General features: G+C 60.8%; 13 protein-coding genes and 7 pseudogenes. 14 read left to right on the forward strand and 6 right to left on the reverse strand.

From position 1 onward, the window contains the following. The first annotated feature begins 26 nt into the window (after positions 1 to 26). The 7 genes from EAG14_RS22460 to EAG14_RS22490 all read left to right on the forward strand — a co-directional run bounded on the left by EAG14_RS22460 (position 27) and on the right by EAG14_RS22490 (position 6,965). Positions 27 to 680: an FHA domain-containing protein gene (locus EAG14_RS22460; RefSeq protein WP_099657210.1), complete on the forward strand. Its 654-nt coding sequence runs from the start codon at positions 27 to 29 to the stop codon at positions 678 to 680. 66 nt (positions 681 to 746) lie between these two features. Further along, the gene (locus EAG14_RS22465; RefSeq protein ID WP_121730210.1) at positions 747 to 2,999 is read left to right on the forward strand and encodes a CHASE2 domain-containing protein; all 2,253 of its coding nucleotides are present in this window, start codon (positions 747 to 749) and stop codon (positions 2,997 to 2,999) included. 94 nt (positions 3,000 to 3,093) lie between these two features. Further along, positions 3,094 to 3,888, forward strand: coding sequence for an MBL fold metallo-hydrolase (locus EAG14_RS22470; protein ID WP_121727680.1), 795 nt, complete (start codon positions 3,094 to 3,096; stop codon positions 3,886 to 3,888). A gap of 218 nt (positions 3,889 to 4,106) precedes the next feature. Next, entirely contained in the window at positions 4,107 to 4,631 is a 525-nt protein-coding gene (locus EAG14_RS22475; protein ID WP_121727681.1) for a pilin, read from the forward strand. Positions 4,632 to 4,901: 270 nt separating this feature from the next. Beyond that, positions 4,902 to 5,432 carry a pilin gene (locus EAG14_RS22480; RefSeq protein WP_121730212.1) on the forward strand — a complete coding sequence of 177 codons (531 nt, stop codon included), beginning with the start codon at positions 4,902 to 4,904 and terminating at the stop codon, positions 5,430 to 5,432. Between the two features lie 67 nt (positions 5,433 to 5,499). Further along, positions 5,500 to 6,273 carry a TfpX/TfpZ family type IV pilin accessory protein gene (tfpZ, locus tag EAG14_RS22485; RefSeq protein ID WP_162995861.1) on the forward strand — a complete coding sequence of 258 codons (774 nt, stop codon included), beginning with the start codon at positions 5,500 to 5,502 and terminating at the stop codon, positions 6,271 to 6,273. Between the two features lie 500 nt (positions 6,274 to 6,773). After that, a complete protein-coding gene (locus EAG14_RS22490) occupies positions 6,774 to 6,965 on the forward strand; it encodes a Wzy polymerase domain-containing protein (protein ID WP_371414435.1) in 192 nt (63 codons plus the stop codon). A gap of 178 nt (positions 6,966 to 7,143) precedes the next feature. On the opposite strand, the gene moaC is transcribed toward EAG14_RS22490, so the two are convergent. Further along, entirely contained in the window at positions 7,144 to 7,683 is a 540-nt protein-coding gene (gene moaC / locus EAG14_RS22495) for a cyclic pyranopterin monophosphate synthase MoaC (RefSeq protein WP_121730622.1), read from the reverse strand. 189 nt (positions 7,684 to 7,872) lie between these two features. On the opposite strand from moaC, the gene EAG14_RS22500 reads away from it, so the two are divergent. Beyond that, positions 7,873 to 9,354: a M48 family metalloprotease gene (locus EAG14_RS22500; RefSeq protein ID WP_240456889.1), complete on the forward strand. Its 1,482-nt coding sequence runs from the start codon at positions 7,873 to 7,875 to the stop codon at positions 9,352 to 9,354. Here EAG14_RS22500 and EAG14_RS22505 read toward each other — a convergent pair. From EAG14_RS22505 to EAG14_RS22515, 3 genes and pseudogenes are all read right to left on the reverse strand, one after another. Further along, positions 9,322 to 9,675: a phage holin family protein gene (locus EAG14_RS22505; protein WP_121727684.1), complete on the reverse strand. Its 354-nt coding sequence runs from the start codon at positions 9,673 to 9,675 to the stop codon at positions 9,322 to 9,324. The two genes, EAG14_RS22500 and EAG14_RS22505, sit on opposite strands and share 33 nt — an antisense overlap. Positions 9,676 to 9,781: 106 nt before the next feature. Continuing rightward, positions 9,782 to 10,276: a hypothetical protein gene (locus tag EAG14_RS22510; protein WP_121727685.1), complete on the reverse strand. Its 495-nt coding sequence runs from the start codon at positions 10,274 to 10,276 to the stop codon at positions 9,782 to 9,784. Positions 10,277 to 10,427: 151 nt separating this feature from the next. Beyond that, positions 10,428 to 11,149, reverse strand: a pseudogene (locus EAG14_RS22515) (TerC family protein). Positions 11,150 to 11,689: 540 nt separating this feature from the next. Between EAG14_RS22515 and EAG14_RS22520 the strand changes: the two are divergent. The 3 genes and pseudogenes from EAG14_RS22520 to EAG14_RS22530 all read left to right on the forward strand — a co-directional run bounded on the left by EAG14_RS22520 (position 11,690) and on the right by EAG14_RS22530 (position 13,406). After that, the gene (locus EAG14_RS22520) at positions 11,690 to 12,382 is read left to right on the forward strand and encodes a TerC family protein (RefSeq protein WP_121727686.1); all 693 of its coding nucleotides are present in this window, start codon (positions 11,690 to 11,692) and stop codon (positions 12,380 to 12,382) included. A gap of 205 nt (positions 12,383 to 12,587) precedes the next feature. Further along, positions 12,588 to 13,042 (forward strand): annotated as a pseudogene (locus EAG14_RS22525) (DUF3717 domain-containing protein). A 58-nt stretch (positions 13,043 to 13,100) separates the two neighbouring features. After that, on the forward strand, positions 13,101 to 13,406 hold the full coding sequence (locus EAG14_RS22530; RefSeq protein WP_099657199.1) for a putative signal transducing protein: 306 nt from the start codon (positions 13,101 to 13,103) through the stop codon (positions 13,404 to 13,406). Positions 13,407 to 13,504: 98 nt separating this feature from the next. Here EAG14_RS22530 and EAG14_RS22535 read toward each other — a convergent pair. Both EAG14_RS22535 and purB read right to left on the reverse strand, forming a co-directional pair. After that, positions 13,505 to 14,062, reverse strand: a pseudogene (locus tag EAG14_RS22535) (YaeQ family protein). A 103-nt stretch (positions 14,063 to 14,165) separates the two neighbouring features. Further along, positions 14,166 to 15,530: pseudogene (purB, locus tag EAG14_RS23830) on the reverse strand (adenylosuccinate lyase). 157 nt (positions 15,531 to 15,687) lie between these two features. Between purB and EAG14_RS22545 the strand changes: the two are divergent. The 3 pseudogenes from EAG14_RS22545 to EAG14_RS00005 form a co-directional block, all read left to right on the forward strand. After that, positions 15,688 to 16,357, forward strand: a pseudogene (locus EAG14_RS22545) (glutathione S-transferase N-terminal domain-containing protein). Between the two features lie 391 nt (positions 16,358 to 16,748). Continuing rightward, positions 16,749 to 17,242, forward strand: a pseudogene (locus EAG14_RS23835) (hypothetical protein). Between the two features lie 109 nt (positions 17,243 to 17,351). Continuing rightward, positions 17,352 to 17,764, forward strand: a pseudogene (locus EAG14_RS00005) (TRAP transporter small permease); the annotation flags it as partial. Positions 17,765 to 17,782 lie beyond the last annotated feature (18 nt).

The following is a 17,782-nucleotide window of genomic DNA, read 5'->3' on the forward strand; positions in this document are numbered from 1 at the left end:
AATCATCAAATCAGGAGTAGATCATCATGCCCAGAATGATCGTTTCAATCGACGGCGTTGTTATCAAAGAAGTGCAGCTCACCAAAGAGCGCACTACGCTTGGTCGCCGTCCCTATAACGACATCGTTATCGACAATCTGGCGGTGAGCGGAGAGCATGCAGCGATCCACTTGGCACCCAATGGGGTCGAGATCGAAGACCTGGGAAGCACCAACGGTACGTACGTAAACGCAAAGGCTGTGAAGCGCCAGGAGTTGCGCAATGGCGACACCGTGGAAGTGGGCAAGTACAAAATTCGATTCCTCCAGGATGCCGAGGCAGAGAACTTCGAAAAGACCATGGTTTTCAAGCCTGGGATGCTGCCTGCCCTGAACGCGGCAGCGCGACCTGGAGGGGTGGCCGCTCCGCAACCCGTGCCTTTGCATGCAGTCATCCGGGTATTGTCCGGAGCGGCTGCTGGACGCGAGGTGTCCCTGCAAAAGGTGGTGACCACCATTGGTAAGCCAGGGGTTGCCGTGGCATCCATCACCAAGCGCATCCAGGGTTTTGTGCTGGCCCATGTGGAAGGCCCCGACATGCCCACGCTCAACGGCGTAGCGATCGGTGCAAGCCCCGTTCCTCTCAAGAGCGGCGACAAGCTGGAATTGGCCGGCACAGAGATGCAGTTCGAACAATCCTGATGGTTGTTCTGGGGGCCTTGCTGGAATTGCAATGGCCCCGCTCATCCACTGAACAGGTCTAGGTCCATGCGGAGCCTTCTGCTGTTTCGTCGCTGGCGCCGCATCTTGCTCACGCTGGTTCCGCTGGTGTTTGCACTTTTGCACGTGTCCGGCAAGTTGCCCCTGCCGTTGCTCGACCGGCTTGACCAGATTTTTTACGATGCCCGCCTGCGCCTGAGCATGCCCAGGACGTTGGACGAGCGCATCGTCATTGTGGATATTGACGAGAAAAGTATCGAGCGCATTGGCCGTTGGCCCTGGGGACGGGACAAGCTCGCCATCCTGACGCAAGAGTTGTTTGCGCGCCAGCGTGTGGCCGTGCTCGGTTTTGATGTCATTTTTGCTGAGCGCGACAACAGCTCGGGACTTGCCGCGCTGCAAGCCCTGGAGCGTGGCGCGCTGGCAAAAGCCCCGGGCTTTGCCGAGCAGGTGGCCAGGTTAACGCCTTCGCTTGATCACGATGCTCTGTTCGCGCGCAGCCTGCAGGGGCAGGCGGCGGTCCTGGGTTACTACTTCACCAGCGATCGAAAGGGGCACACGCAGGGTGCGCTGCCTTCCCCGGTCGTTACTCCTGCCCAATTGCGCGGACGGCCTTTGGCCGCCACGACTTGGAATGGATTTGGTGCCAACCTGGATGCGTTGGGCCAGGCAGCCCCGGTGGCGGGTTTTTTCAATACTATCAGTGACTCGGATGGTGTGATCCGCAGTCTGCCGTTGCTTGCCGAGTACCAGGGGCAGTATTACGAATCTCTGGCCCTGGGGATGTTCCGCTCCATGATGGGCATGCCAAGCGTAGAGCCCGGCTTTCCAGCCACGCCATCGCTGGGCACCCATGAGACACTGGAAAGCGTGGTGCTGGTGGAGGGCACACGCCGCATGCCCCTGCCAGTGGACGACCGCCTCTCGATGTTGATCCCCTTTCGCGGCCCCGGTGGGCCAGATGGCGGTTCATACCAATACATTGCGGCCAGCGATGTGATCGAAGGCCGTCTTGCAGAAGGCGCTCTGGCCGACAAAATGGTGCTGGTCGGAACCTCGGCCCCAGGGTTGCAGGATGTTCGCGTCACGCCAGTCGGCCTGGTTTACCCCGGCGTAGAGGCCCATGCCAACATGTTGTCCGCATTGATGGATGGCAATGCCATAGCGATACCAGACTACGCCCGTGGCTTTGATGTACTCCAGCTGGTGTGCGCTGGGCTGGTGCTGGCCTTGGGGCTGTCGCTGCTGCCTGCGGGCGCGGGCTTGGTGCTCAGCCTGGCTATGATCGCTGCATTGCTGGGGCTGAACCTGTGGCTGTACCGAGTCCATGGCTTGGTCATGCCGTTGGCGGCCGTAGTTGCCATGGCCCTCTGTGCATCGGTGCTGAATATGGCCCACGGTTACTTTTTTGAAAGCCGTTCCAAGCGAGCCTTGGCTTCCAGGTTTCGCTCCTATGTGCCACCCGAGCTGGTCGATGAGATGCTCAAACACCCTGAGCACTACAGCATGCAGGCCGATAACCGTGAACTCACGGTCATGTTCTGTGACATGCGCGGCTTTACGGCCCTGTCTGAATGCATGCCGCCTTTGCAACTGCAGGCTCTCCTCAATGGTGTGTTCACGCGCCTCACTCAGGTCATCCAAAGCCAGCGCGGCACTATCGATAAGTACATGGGCGATTGCGTCATGGCCTTTTGGGGAGCCCCTGTGCCCTCGCAAGACCATGCTACCTGCGCAGTGCAGGCAGCAATGGGCATGGCGCAGGCCGTGCAGCAGCTCAACCAAGAGCACCGCACCCAAGGTCTGCCCGAGGTCGGGGTCGGCATTGGTTTGAACACCGGCACCATGTGTGTGGGCGATATGGGGTCCGACATTCGGCTCAGCTACACCGTCATTGGCGATGCAGTGAACCTGGGTTCTCGCCTGGAAGGGCTCTCTAAAACCTATGGAGTTGCGGTCATCGCCAGCGAATTTACCCAGGCCCAAGCCCCGGAATTTCTTTGGCAAGAACTTGACCGGGTACGGGTGAAAGGCAAAGCCCAGGCCGTCGCGATCTATACGCCAGTGGCCGTGCATGCGCTGGCCACCCACGAGCAAATCAGACTGGTAGAGATTTGGCGGCAATTTCTCACAGACTATCGTGCCCAAGACTGGGCAAAATGCATTGCTGCGCTGCATTTGCTACTGCAGGGTGATCCTCAATCTACGCTGTATGCGCTGTATGCAGAGCGCTTGCAAATGCTGGCAACGCAGCCTCACCTGCCGAACTGGGATGGCGCCACCAACTTTGATACCAAATGATCTGCCGTTCTCGCCCCCATTTTTTGCGACAAGACTACATGCTGGACGGCTGTGCTGATGCTCCTGTTTGCCGCTTTGTTACAGGCATGTTCCAGTGAAAGTCCGCGTCCTCGGCTGCTCAGGCGCCATCGCTCGTGATTGCCGAACCACCTCTTTTCTGGTTAATCAGAACATCCTGATCGACGCAGGCACAGGGGTAGGTGATTTGACCCTGGACGAAATGTGCCAGATCGACCATGTCTTCCTGACGCACTCCCATCTGGACCATGTGGCGGCCCTGCCTCTTATGCTGGATGCGGTGTCTTCTCTGCGCAGTCAGCCCGTTCAGGTGCATGCCTTGGCGGCCACCATTGCTGCGCTGCAGGCCAATATCTTTAACAACGTCATCTGGCCAGATTTCAGCCGCATTCCGTCAGCCCAGACCCCATTCTTGCAATACCGCCCTCTTGCTGAAGGCGATGTGATCAACGTGGATGGAACATTGGTGAGTGTGCTGCCCGCCGTACACACCGTGCCCTCCGTGGGTTACGCCGTGCAGGGCGCAAAAGGCTGGTGGGCTTTCAGTGGGGACACAGAGCGCAACCCACGCCTGTGGCATGAGCTTGAACAACTTCCCGAGCTAATGCCCCCGTTGCCCGTGGGCATGCTGGTCATTGAAACAGCCTTCAGCAATCGCGAGAGCGAACTGGCCCGCCGCAGCCTGCATTTGTCGCCCACCTCGTTAGCGGCGGAACTGGCAGATGGAGCGGCAGGGGCCAGCTACCCCATCTACATCACCCATACCAAACCTTCGGAAACCGACTTGATTCTTCAAGAGATCAACCAGATGGGTCTCTCCGCACAAGCAGACATCCATTGGCTGCAGGCTGGACATGTTTTTGATGTGTAACGAGGTATGTGTTTGGTGACATTCGTGGCAGAACAAAAATGTCAATGTGACGCATGCAAGGCATCAACAAGCGAGTGTTTGACGGGCAACTGATCAGATTTTTGACCTAGTCAGTGGAATTCATGGAGTCACGCAAGCTGGCACGCTATCTGCTTTTGTAGAAGCAGCCTGAAGAACTTCGACAGGTTTCACTTGCAATTTACCCCGAGGAGAGATTTATGAAGCGTTCCCTGCAAAAAGGTTTTACCCTGATCGAACTGATGATCGTTGTGGCGATTATTGGTATTTTGGCCGCTGTGGCTCTGCCGGCTTACCAAGACTATGTGGTCCGCTCTAAGGTTACTGAGGGCTTGGTTTTGGCGTCTGCAGCCAAGACTGCTGTGGCTGAAACCTTCGCTACTCGCAACTCGGGTGCCGTAGCTGCTTATGCGGGTACTGGTGCGGCTGCTGCTGGTTCTTATGGCTATGAGTACACGGCAGGCGAAAAAGTCGCATCCATTGCGATTGCTGGTATTGCTGACGTGACGGCACCGGCCGCCGGTGCAGGTGTAATTACAATTACCTACGCAGGTCAATTGAATACTGCGCTCACAGCGCCTATCATTCTCACCCCCGGTAGCGGTGTGGTTAGTGCAACTACGGGTCTGCCTGCCTCGGCATTGAGCGTTGGCGCACCGGTGGTTTGGGGTTGCACGTCGGTCGCTGCTGCGTTTAAATACGTGCCTGCCAACTGCCGCTTCTAATAATTGCGCCTAAAGACCAGCCTCTATCATATTCGGCCACGAAAAATCAAGCTTCGTTGCGAATTGTTCTGGCCAATCTTGAAAAAGGGCGACCGCAATGGTCGCCCTTTTTTTATTAGAACATTTGCAACTGATGTGTGGTGATGCCGTTGTATGGTCTTATTGTTTAGAAAAATCAGGTTCGATGCGTTTCCTGTTTAGTGCGCTGCTTGTTTGCCAATTTCTATGGGCAAGTCATCGTTGCATTTGTAATTGAATATCGGGTTCACCATGAAAAAATTAGTTCAAACGGGTTTCACGCTGATTGAGCTCATGATCGTGGTCGCCATCATCGGTATCTTGGCGGCGGTTGCGTTACCTGCGTATCAAGACTACGTCGTACGCGCGCGTGTGAGCGAGGGGGTGAGTTTGGCCTCTACTGCTAAATTGGCTGTAATGGATGCCTTTTTTAGCACGTCGTCGGGCCCCATTCTGGGCTACGCTGGAACGGGAGCCCCTGTAGCTGGATCCTATGCATACGAATACTCTGCAGGCTCCCAGGTTGCTTCGATTGCGATCGGCGGTATCGCAGATGTGACGGCTCCTGTTGCCCAAGAGGCGCGCATCGTCATTACCTATGCCGGTCAATTGGCAACTGCACTTGCCGGCCCTCTGGTTCTCACGCCTGGAAGTGGAACAGTCATTAACTCTGCTAACCCGTCTGCTCCCCTATTAGTTGGTGCACCGGTCGTATGGGGTTGCGGTATCAACGCGGTGAGCGCTTACCGTTACGTTCCGGCCAATTGTCGATATACGCCGTAGTCAAGTTGAGGAAGCGGTGCATCGCTATTCTCAACAGCAGAAAAATTACTAACGCTTAGCATTCACAATGGTATTAAATCCCCGACTGTTTTCCGCGCTGCGGGCTGGCAGCGCACATTTTTTGTTGACATTGCTGGTCGCAGCAGTGATGGCGGGGTTGGTTTTTGGTCTATGGTACCCATGGCCCTTGTACAAATTGGTGGCGGGGCGCGAGCTGTTTTGGTTGGTGGTGGGTGTGGACGTGGTCTGTGGCCCGCTACTTACTATGGTGTTGTGGAATCCTTCAAAACTACGGCGAGAACTCATCCAGGATTTGAGCATGGTGGTCGCGGTGCAGCTTGCTGCCTTGGCGTATGGCATGCATGCAGTTGCGGTTGCAAGGCCGGTGCATTTAGTCTTTGAAGCTGACCGGCTGCGAGTGGTAACCGCATCTGAAATCGACTCAGCGGATCTTCCCAAAGCGCCCGATGGGTTGCGGCAGCTTCCCTGGACAGGCCCCACGCTGGTTAGCCTGCGCGATCCGCGTGATTCTGAAGAATTTTTAAAAAGTGTGGAATTGTCTGTAGCGGGGCAAGAGCCCTCGCTGCGTCCCGCTTGGTGGCAAAGCTACGAACTGAGTCTGCCGCAATTGTTGCAACGGGCGCGGCCGCTTGCTGCACTCATGAATGCGAGGCCGGATCAGAAGGATGTGCTCGAAGACGTGATTAGAAAAGCAGAGTTGCGCGAGGCAGACTTGCTTTGGCTTCCTCTGACCAGTGGCCGTACCATGGAGTGGGTAGTTTTGATCGATAAGCAAACGGGGCTGCCAAAGGGCTATGCACCTATCGATGGTTTTTTTTGATATCTAGTGGAAAAGCTGGGGACAGATACCAATTTAAATGGAAAAAGTCTCGGTTCTGGATGCGACTATGGGTTCCAAGTTCATCCATAGCACCCATTGCGGTTACAGAATGATCAAATGCCCCGCTCTCGTACCGGGAATGGTGTCGGGTTTCAGGCGGACCTCAAAGCAGACAAAACATCACTGGTGGGTATGGTCAAACCCAGCAGGTCGCTGTCTGTTATTTGCCTGTGACCCAGCAGGTGTTGCTAGTGCACTTGGCTGGCATCCGACAGGCTGTAGTCGCCGGTCAGAAAGGCGTCCGCGGGTTGGCCCGCAGCTTGTGCCAGGCGACTGCGGTTGGTGGCAGCGCCTGGGGGGAGGCGGGCTGCGGTGCAGCGCTCCCCCGTAGGCGCCTGGCACACCAATCGCGAGATGTCTTTGCCCAGATTGGTGTTTTCTGTATGCGCTATTTCCTTGGCAGCGATTGAGGTGTCGTATTCCCTATCAATCGTGGCGCACTGGACAAGGCATCTGGCACATGGCTGTTATTGGATGCTGTGGATTTGCGCGGCATGACCACCATGCCGGTGAACCCGGACATGGCCGAACGGGTGCATGGTCTGGCTACTGCGCTACTGCACTGTTCGCCCGAGCCGCAGGTGCTCGAACCCTTGATTCAAAGCGGTGCCCTACTAGGGCGCGATGACTAGTCGGGGCCTACCATCTGCAGCGTTTCCGCGCAGCCTACCCCAAGGACTACGCTCGCTGGACAGAAGTGAACGGGGCGTCGGGCCCTTCCCATTCAGGGGGCTGCAGTCCTCCATGAAGTTTGCGGCGGTGGAGTTGTGACGGGCTTGTCGAACAGGCCGCGCTGGGCTTTGCCGGGCGTCACCGCACCAAATATCTCCCTGACTTGCCCCCGTGCTTTTCCGTCACACACACGCCGTGGATGGACATCCCTCGATCCGCCGCCTTGCACATGTCATAAATCGTCAGCAAGGCAATCTGCACGGCAGTCAGCGCCTCCATCTCCACCCCGGTTTGCCCCACCGTCTCTACCGTCGCTGAACAAAATATGCCTGTAGCGCCTTGTACACGGACGCTGGCAGCTTCAAATTCAATAGCAACCCGCGTTAGTGCCAGGGGATGGCACAGCGGGATCAAGTCGCTCGTTTTCTTGGCGGCCATGATGCCGGCGATGCGGGCGATGCCCAGAACATCCCCTTTTTTGGCGGTGCCCGATTCAATCAGTGCCAAGGTTTCAGGCTGCATTTCGATGCGGCCAGTGGCTACCGCGATGCGGTGGGTGGCGGCTTTGGCGCCTACGTCGACCATGTGGGCCTGACCTTGGGCGTCGAAGTGGGTGAGGGGGGATGTGGGGTGGGGGGCGTTGGCGGTTTTGGGGGAGTTTGGTGTTTTGGAGGTCATGGTCTTGGCCTGGGCAAGCACGTTGGGTTCAAACGTGTGCGAAACAATTGGGTTGTCGGGGCATCATACGGTCACGCATCGCCAAGTGAGCGTTGTGGCCGATGGACGGCGCCAGGGAGACCACAAGTGTTGATATTGGGTAAAAAAAGGCCGCTAGCGCAGGTATGTCAAGCGCTGGCAGCTTCTCTTTTGATAGCGACAAGCGCATTTGTCCCGGCGGTGGCGCAGGCCCAGGCGGGGCTGCCCACGCTGGGGGATGGCAGCGACTTGACCAGCAGCGAGGAGCGACGCCTGGGCGACCGCATCATCCGCGAGCTTTACCGTGACCCGGATTACATCGATGACCCGGTGATTGCCGAGTATGTGCAGGGCATTTGGCAGCCGTTGATTGCAGCGGCGCGTTCGCGGGGGGAGTTGTCTGCCGAGTTGGACGAGCGTTTTGCCTGGGAGGTGTTGCTGGGGCGAGACCGCACGGTGAACGCATTTGCGTTGCCTGGGGGCTACCTGGGGTTGCACCTGGGGTTGATCGGCGTGGTGGGCACGCGCGATGAGTTGGCTTCGGTGCTGGCGCACGAGCTGAGCCATGTCACGCAGCGGCATATCTCGCGGCTGCTCACGCAGCAAAGCCGCCAGACGCCGCTGCTGCTGGGGGCGATGGTGCTGGGCGCGCTGGCGGCCAGCAAGAACCCTGGCGCCACACAGGCGCTGGTGGTGGGCGGGCAGGCCGTGGCGATGCAGAACCAGTTGAATTTTTCGCGCGATATGGAGCGCGAGGCGGACCGGGTGGGCATGGGCCTGATGGAGCCTGCCGGTTTTGCGCCCGAGGGTTTTGTGGGCATGTTTGAAAAACTGCAGCAGGCCAATCGCATCAACGACAACGGCAGCTGGCCCTATTTGCGCAGCCACCCGCTCACCACGCAGCGCATGGCCGACATGCAGTCGCGTCTGCCCTCGGGTGGGCTGACGGCAGGCCGTGCATCGGTGTTGGTGGCGGAGCACGCCATGGTGTCAGCGCGGGCGCGAGTGCTGTCAAACCCCGGCGTGGATGTGTTGCGCCAGTGGATTGCCGAGCCGCAGGGCACGGGCTTTGCGGCCCTGCCCCTGGCGCGCAAAGCGGGTGTCTTGTATGCCGCTGCCCTGGGCAGCAGCCAGTTGCGCGATGGGGCTGCAGCCCGCCGTTGGGCGGGGCAATTGCAGCAACTGGTGAAGGGGGATGTGGCGGCTGCCCGCGTGGCGCAGTTGTTGGTGGCCGAGCTGGAACTGGCTGCTGGCAATGCCCCTGCCGCCCTGGCCGCCATGCCTGCGGGGGACACCCGCCGCCCCGAAATCTTGCTGCGCACACAGATCGTCTTGCGCACGGGCCAGCAAGGTTTGCAGGAGGTCACCAGCCCGTTGCAAACCTGGCTGGCCACCCACCCCCGCGACGCTGGGGCCTGGCAGGCCTTGGCGGGGGTGTGGAATGCACAAAACCAGCCTTTACGCGCCGTGCGGGCTGAGGCCGAGGCGCAAGTGTCGCGCTACGACTACGCGGCGGCGGTAGACCGTTTCAAGGCGGGCCAGGATCTGGCGCGGCGCAGCACCTTGGCCGACGACCACTTCGAAGCGTCGATCATCGACACCCGCCTGCGGGCGATGCAGCTACTGCTTCGTGAACAGGCCGCCGAGCGCTGATTCGATCACTAGGCCGAGCGCTGAGTAAATCAACGACCCGAGCAGCGCTGCGCTGAAGCCGTTGACGTGGAAGCCGTCGAGCACCCCGGCGGCGGCCCAGAACATCAGCGCGTTGATGACAAACAGGAACAAGCCGACGGTGACCACGGTGACCGGCAGCGTCAGGATGACCAGCACCGGTCGCAGCACAGCGTTGAACAGGCCAATGACAAAGGCCGCAATCAGCGCCGAGCCAAAGCTCTGCACTTGCACGCCGCTGTAGATGTAGGCCACACACAGCAGCGCTGCGGCGCTGAGCAGCCATTTCAGAAGGATTTTCATGGCGCCAGAATAGCACCGCAGGGGGCTTGTGGGGGCTGGCAGATTGCCCTGCGACGAAGGCGACGGGCGGCTGCTTTGGGGGGCAGTTATTGGGGCGAAGCCGCGCTCAGTCCAGAGCCAGAACCCACAAGGTGCCGCAGCCGGTGAGCACACTGCCCAGCACGCGGGGCCAGTGGCTGGACTGGCTGGGCTTGGGCGCTAGCTCGGTGGCGGCCCGGGGTGTCAGGGGCTGCGGCGCAGCCTCGGTGCTTCTGGGCTTGCGCGCATCCATCACCGGTGCTGTGCGGCTTCCGTTGGCTTGCAAATCGGCTTGCAGTTGCTCGGTCAGTTCGGCCAAAGGGCCTTTGGCCAACACCGTGGTGACCTGTGCGGAAGACAGGCCCACGGTGGCGATGATCTGCGCAAACAGCTTGTCTGCCCATTTGGTGCGCCAACTCTCGCGGGCGCTGTGGCTGACCCACTTGCTCACGCGGTGTGTCATGCGGGGCGCGCAGGCGACCAGCACCCAGTGCTGGCGTGCCGCGGGGCTGCGGGCGACCAGCGGGGCCAACAGTTGCTGCGCATGGTCAGCGTCGTCCACGTACACAATAATTTTGTCCATGTCGTTGACCGCCTGGGTGGATGGTTTCAAGAATGCGGCTGAGCGTGCTGAGCCGCTCTGCCCTGGGCGCGAGCCAGGTGGGGCATGGAGTGGCCCGACCTGGCTTGTTGTGGCCACCAGGCGCAATGGCGGCGCCTGGTGTCTTGGAGGATCAGCCGTGGGCTGCGTCGCCGCCGGTGGTGCGGCGAGACACGATGAACTTGCCTACTGCCAGGACGATGAGGGCACCGGCCACGCTGGCGCCGTACTTCACGACGTCAGACTGCGGCATTTTGAACATCCACTGCCACTTGTCAGGGTTGGCGAAGACAGGGTCGGTGACCAGCATGCCGCCCGCAATCCAGCCCAGCAGCATGCCGCCCAGCGTGATGATGAGGGGGAAGCGCTCCATCAGCTTAATGACCAACTGGCTGCCCCAGACGATGATCGGGATGGAAATCAGCAGGCCAGCACCACCAGCAGGAAGGAGTGTTCGCCCGCATTCTGTGCGGCGCCGGCGATGGCAATCACGTTGTCCACGCTCATCACCAGGTCGGCCACGATGATGGTCTTGATGGCGGCCAGCAGCTTGTCGCTGCCTTGCACGTCGCCATGGCCGTCTTCATCCGGGGCCAGCAGCTTCACGCCAATCCATACCAGCAGCAGTGCGCCGACGAACTTGAGGAAAGGCAGTGCCAGCAGCGTCATGGCAAAGGCGATCAGGATGACGCGCAAGATGATGGCGCCCGCAGTGCCCCAGATGATGCCCTTGGTGCGCTGCGCGGGTGGCAGCTTGCGGCATGCCAGGGCAATCACGACGGCGTTGTCGCCGCCAAGCAAGATGTCGATGATGATGATCTGGCCCAGTGCAAGCCAAAATTCGGGCGAAGCCAAAAGTCCATAAAGTCCTCGGTGTTCTAGGTCAAAAGGAGTTTTCCGTTGCCATTGCGGCGCCGGATCTGTCCGTCAGAGTGCTCTGGCCCGCTTCGAGGAAATCAGGGAGCCTGCCAGCAAACGAACCGCTTGGGCGAAGGACGACCTTGATCACCCGCGACGGGGCCATCAAAGGTCTTGCTCGCACACTGGATGGGTGTGCACAACGGGCCGGGTGGCTTGTGGGCGCCACCGTACTGACGACCCGTTGACTTTGCTGCAAGACCTGATCGACACAGGCTTTGCAAGCGATGGGAGCTACTCCCCTTTGGAGTGTGGGGCATTGTAAGAATTTCCTTCACGCCGTAGGTTTTTTCTAAAAAACCATTCGCAGCGAGCGGGAATGGCCAGAAAAACGGGGGTGTGCTGTACGAACAATTACGCATAGGGCGAAGGGGTTTACTTGCCTAAACTCTTCGCCCACGGCTGCGACTTGCGCATCCCCCAACGTGGGCGGCTTCCTCAGCGCAAGCAGCCCTCTACCCCAGGACGGAGACATCAATGGAATTACTTTCGAGCCAAGCATTCTGGATCGGGCTGGCCCAGATCATCTGGATCAACATCATCCTCTCTGGCGACAACGCCGTGGTGATCGCCCTGGCGGCCCGCAGCCTGGAGCCGCGCCAGCAAAAACTGGCCATTTTCTGGGGCACAGCGGCGGCGGTGGTGCTGCGGGTGGTGTTGACCGTTGTGGCCGTCAAGCTCATGGCACTGCCTTGGTTGCAGCTGGTGGGCGGCATCTTGCTGCTGTGGATTGGCGTGCAATTGCTCAATGACGGCGATGACGAAGAAGACGAAGGCGAGAACAAGCAAAGCGGTTTGATGGCGGCCATTCGCACGATCCTGGTGGCTGACCTGGTGATGAGCCTGGACAACGTGATTGGCGTGGCCGCAGCGGCCAACGGCGACATGGTTTTGCTGGTGCTGGGCTTGGCCATCGCCATTCCGATTGTGATTTTTGGCAGCACGCTGATGATCAAGGTGATGACGCGTTACCCCGTCATCGTGACCCTGGGCGCGGCCCTGATTGGCTGGGTGGGCGGTGAAACCATCGTCTCTGACAAGATGCTCGAGCCCATCGTGCCCCACCACTCGGTGGGCTTTTACGCCGCCGCTGCATTGGGTGCCGTGCTGGTGGTGGCCACAGGCAAATACCTGCAAAGCCGCAAGACCTCCCAGGTCGCTGCCGCCTGACGCCACTGACGCACCTCCAGGCTTTGGCCTGGCCATCCCGCCACGGCCTGCGCTGTGGCGGGGATTTTTCATGGGGAGACCCTGCAGCGGTGGCGGTGCCCTGCGGCGGCTATGATCCAGCCCCCTTTCCTCCCGCCCCGGTTTTGCCATGCCCTGCTGCACGCAGCGGCCCGGCCGCCCAGCCGCTCCGCTGCCTTTTGCGTCCATGACCGCCATTCACATCACCGACATCGAAGCCGCCATCAACCACTGGCGCGAGCGCGCGCCTGCCTGCACGGGCATGGCGCTGGCGCCGCAGGTGCAGGCGCTGGCCGAGGTGTACGCGTTGATGGTGTACCGGCACGAAGATGCGGTGGACGAGAACCGCTTGCCGCCCGAAGCGCTACAGGCCTGGATGGGCTGGTACGACACCACCCCGACACGCCCTGCATCGCCATTTGCTCCACCAGCCAGGGCGACGATCTGTGCAAAGGCTGTGGCCGCACCTTTGACGAGGTGCAGCATTGGCCCGCCATGACGCCTGGTGCCAAGCGCCAGGTGTGGCGCCGGATCACGCTGGAGCACTCGGCTTGGCGCTTCAACCGCTATGCCGAACGAGCGGCGGAAGGCCGCTCTACCGGGCCAACATCGCATGCACCTGCGCGCACACCCTCGGCCTGAGAGGGCGTCCGGGTCCGCAGGCCTGTACGCGCGATGCTCTACCGGTTAAGGTGGGTCTATGCTGCGCCTGACCCAAGCCCCCAACATCGCGATTGCCACTGTGTGGGCAGACTTGCTGTGTGAAGCAGGCATGACCGCTTCGGTTCAGCGCCAATACCTGGGGGCTGCCGCCGGGCACCTGCCGCCCGACCAATGTCTGCCCGAGATTTGGCTGGACTACGATGAACACGCTGACCGCGCCCGGGCGTTGCTGCAAGACCTTCAGAACCTGCCCCAGCGCCTGTGGGCCTGCCGTTGCGGGGAGACGGTGGAGGGCGGCTTTGAGCAGTGCTGGCAATGCGGTGCTCTCATGCCGCGCGACTGAGTTTTGCTATCAAATAAATAGCTTTTAGCGCTCAATTTCAAGCGCTAGCGCCTGTTTTGTCAAGAATATGCGCCGCTGGGTTGCGTCGCCTATGGGCGTCACTTCCAGCGCACCGGCTCCACGTGTACGCTGCCCAGGTTGCTGCTCAGGGTCAGCGCGCCCTCTTGCACGGTGGCTTGCAGTTGCATGCTGCGCTCGGCCATGGCCGCCATGGCTTGTGATGCCTCGGTGGGGATGCGCCAGACCTGCAGCTTGTCCAGGCGCGACAGCTTGGATTCCATGCCCTTCCACCACACTTCTGACGCGTGGTTGAAGCAGTAAACAAGCACCGAGTCGGCCTTGCTGCAGGCCTTGGTCAGCGGCTTGTCCTCGGGCTGCCCCACCTCGATCCACACGCGCTTGCGGCCCGTGAAGTCGGTGAGTGACGCATCCGGGTCATCCGGGTCCGACAGCCCCGCGCCAAAGGCCAGCGTGGCGTCGCCATTGCACAGGTCGTTGAGCTGGTGCGCCTGGATGGCCAGGGCGCCAGCCGCACCATCATGCGCTCGTCGGTCTCGCTGGGGTGGCGGGCCAGGGTCAGGGCATGGTCGGCGTAGTAGCCGTGGTCGATGTCGGCGATTGCAGGTTCGCCTGAAGATGGTGGATTTGATGGCCATGGGGTGTATCAAAAACAAGAGCTGCAGCGCAAGTATTTACTTGCTTTGGCAGCTCTAGAGGTTTCAAAGGCCCGTGCTATCAGCGCAGGCAGCTATCATTTTTTTATGCGCGGCGGGCCAGCTCTGCCGCTGCCCACGTAGCTGCCGGGCGTCATGGCCAGCAGGCGGTCTTTTTCGGCCTGGGGAATCTCCAGCGACTGGATCAGGCCGTGCAGGGCTTCGGCCGTCACGGTCTTGCCGCGCGTCACTTCCTTGAGCTTTTCGTAGCGCCTTGCACGCCAAAACGGCGCATCACCGTCTGGATGGGCTCGGCCAGTACTTCCCACGAGGCGTCCAGATCGGAGGCCAGGGTTCTTCGTTGATTTCCAGCTTGTTCAGGCCGGTGAGTAGCGAGGTGTAGGCCAGCGCGGCGTAGCCCAGGGCCACGCCCATGTTGCGCAGCACGGTGCTGTCGGTCAGGTCACGCTGCCAGCGGCTGACGGGCAGCTTCTCGGCCAAATGCTTGAGCAATGCGTTGGCCAGGCCCAGGTTGCCTTCGGCGTTTTCAAAGTCAATCGGTTGACTTGTGCGGCATGGTGGACGAGCCGATCTCGCCGGCTTTGAGGCGCTGCTTGAAGTAGCCCAGGCTCACATAGCCCAGATGTCGCGCGAGAGGTCGATCAGGATGGTGTTGGCGCGGGCCACGGCGTCGAACAGCTCGGCCATGTAGTCGTGTGGCTCGATCTGGATGGAATAGGGCTGGAAGGTCAGGCCAGGCCCAGGGGTTCGGGCGTTTCGATGACCTTCTGCTGAAGGCTTCCCAGTCAACTCAGGCCAGGCGGACAGGTGGGCGTTGTAGTTGCCCACGGCGCCGTTCATTTGCCCATGATCTTGACGGCGGCGATCTTCTGCAGGCCGTTTGCAGGCGCATCACCACGTTGGCCATTTCCTTGCCCACGGTGGTGGGCTGGCGGTCTGGCCGTGGGTGCGGCTGAGCATGGGCACGTCGGCAAAGGCGTGGGCCATTTCGCGCAGCTTGAGCACGATGCGGTCCAGGCCCGGCAGCACGACCTGGTCGCGGCCGAGCGCAGTTGCAGCGCATGGCTGGTGTTGTTGATGTCTTCGCTGGTGCAGGCAAAGTGCACGAATTCGGCGGCCTTTTCCAGCTCGGGCGGGCTTCGAACTTGCTCTTGATCCAGTATTCCACGGCCTTCACGTCGTGGTTGGTGGTCTTTTCGATCTCTTTGATGGCGGCCGAATCAGCCTCGGAGAAGTTCTTGATCAGACCCAGCAAGTAAGCGCGCGCTCCGGTGGTCAGCGGCTTGAATTCTGCAAAACCTGCATCAGACAGGGCGATGAACCACGCCACCTCGACCTGCACCCGGCGGTGCATGTAGCCGTGCTCGCTCATGATGGGGCGCAGCGCGGCGAGTTTGGGGGCGTAACGGCCGTCAAGCGGCGAGAGGGCGGTGATGGTGGACAGGCTCATGGCGCGCAATTGTAGGCGGGCAGTCGGTGGGCAGTGGGAGGACACCCACTGTTGTAGCTGCGCCATGCCCGTCAGGTGGGGGTGGCGGGGGCCGATAGAATCGCGTCCCCAGCCAGTGCGCGCCGTTTGCGTGCGGGCATTCACTTCCTGCCTACCCATGAAACTGATCGGATCCACCACCAGCCCCTACGTGCGCAAAGTGCGCATTGTGTTGGCCGAGAAAAAGCTCGACTACCAGTTCCTGCAGGACAACGTCTGGGGGGACGACACCACGGTGTCGGCCTCCAACCCGCTGGGCAAGGTGCCCTGCCTGGTGATGGAAGGTGGCGAGGCCGTGTTTGATTCGCGGGTGATCGTGGAATACCTGGACACCCTCTCGCCCGTTGGCAAGCTCATCCCGGCCCAAGGTCGTGAGCGGGCCGAGGTCAAGACCTGGGAAGCCCTGGCCGACGGCGCCATGGACGCCGCCATCCTCGCCCGCATGGAATCCACCTGGGTGCACCGCCCGGATGACCAACGCTGCCAGGCCTGGATCGATCGGCAAATGGGCAAGGTGAATGCCGCGCTCAAGGCCATGAGCCAGGCCTGGGCGACAAGCCGTATTGCAGCGGTATCCACCTGAGCCTGTCCGACATCGCTGTGGGCTGCGCCCTGGGCTGGCTGGAGTTCCGCTACCCAGAGCTGGCCTGGCGCGCCGAGTACCCCAACCTGGGCAAGCTGCTGGACAAGCTGATGCAGCGCCCAGTTTTGCGGACACCAGCCCGCCGTCTGAGACGGCTGGGGCAAAGGCCCGCAGCATGGCGCACCCGCCGCTGTGCAGGGGCTGATCCCCGGGTATCCAAGGAGGGGCGGCTGGCAGATATTGCCGTATGCTATATCTGCTATGAACGAACTGGTTAGAACCTCCCTGCCGACGGGCCCACGTCTGCGCCGGCCCCCGACGCAGGGCTGGCGCGGAGCCACGGCCGCCTCGGCCGCAGAGCGCGGACGCGTCAACGACCCGGACCGCACGATGGCCAACATCCTGGAGGTGGCCACCTCCGAGTTTGCCGACAAGGGGCTGGCCGGGGCGCGCATTGACGAGATCGCTGAGCTGACCCATACCAGCAAGCGCATGATTACTACTATTTTGGTAGCAAAGAGGGCTTGTACCTTGCGGTGCTGGAAGAGGCCTATCGCCGCATCCGCCAGATTGAGACCAGCCTGCGCCTGGAAGACATGGAGCCCGAGGCCGCGCTGCGGGCCCTGGTGGGCTTCACATTCGACTACCAATTGGGCAACCCCGAGTTCATCCGTCTGGTGATGAACGAGAACATGCACCGGGGCGAATTCATTCGCCGCTCCGCCACCATCCAGGAGCTGACGTGCCCGCCATCAATGCTGTGCAGGCGGTGTACGAACGGGGAGTGGCCACCGGGGTGTTTCGCCCCCACATGGACCCGATTGACCTGCACATGTCCATCTCGGCCCTGTGCTTCTTCAACGTGGCCAACCGCCACACCTTCAGCGCCATCTCAAGCGCTCGCTGGACGAGCCCAGCGCCTTGCCCAGCGGCGCGACTCCATCATCGACATGGTCGTGCGCTTCGTGCGCTGCTGACCCTTGCGAGGGCCGTTGCGTTCACGGCCCGTCTCGTCCCTTCTTGCCCCTTCGTACTGCTACACCCCGGCCTGCGCCCGCGCAAGGTCCCAAGGGTTTGCACCGATGATTAAAACTAACCAGTTCGTACAAAATATCCAGACAAGCGATAACGTTTTGACTGGAGACAAGGATGTTCGAATTTGCTGACCGCGTGTTGCGCGCTACACCCGGGCGCTGGACATGCTCGGGGGCTTGTTCCTCGCCGTCATGGTGGTGCTCGTCTTCGGCAACGTGGTGTTGCGTTACGCCTTCAATTCGGGCTCACCATGTCCGAAGAAGTCTCGCGCTGGCTCTTCGTGTGGCTGACCTTCATGGGCGCTGTGGTGGCCCTGCGCGAACACGGTCACCTGGGCACCGATGCCCTGGTGGCGCGCCTGCCCCGCACGGGCAAGAAGATCTGCCTGGTGCTGGCCCAGGTGTCCATGCTGTATGTGTCCTGGTTGCTGCTCAAAGGCAGCTGGGTGCAGGCCGAAATCAATTGGGACACTGAGGCCCCCGTCACGGGCGCGTCGGTGGGCATCTTCTACGCCAGCGGCGTGATGCTGGGCGTGTCCTCCATGGCCATCTTGCTGCGCGATTTGCTGCGCACCTTGTTTGCCAGCACCTCAGAC

It is taken from the genome of Acidovorax sp. 1608163, from assembly GCF_003669015.1.
GTDB lineage: Bacteria > Pseudomonadota > Gammaproteobacteria > Burkholderiales > Burkholderiaceae_C > Acidovorax.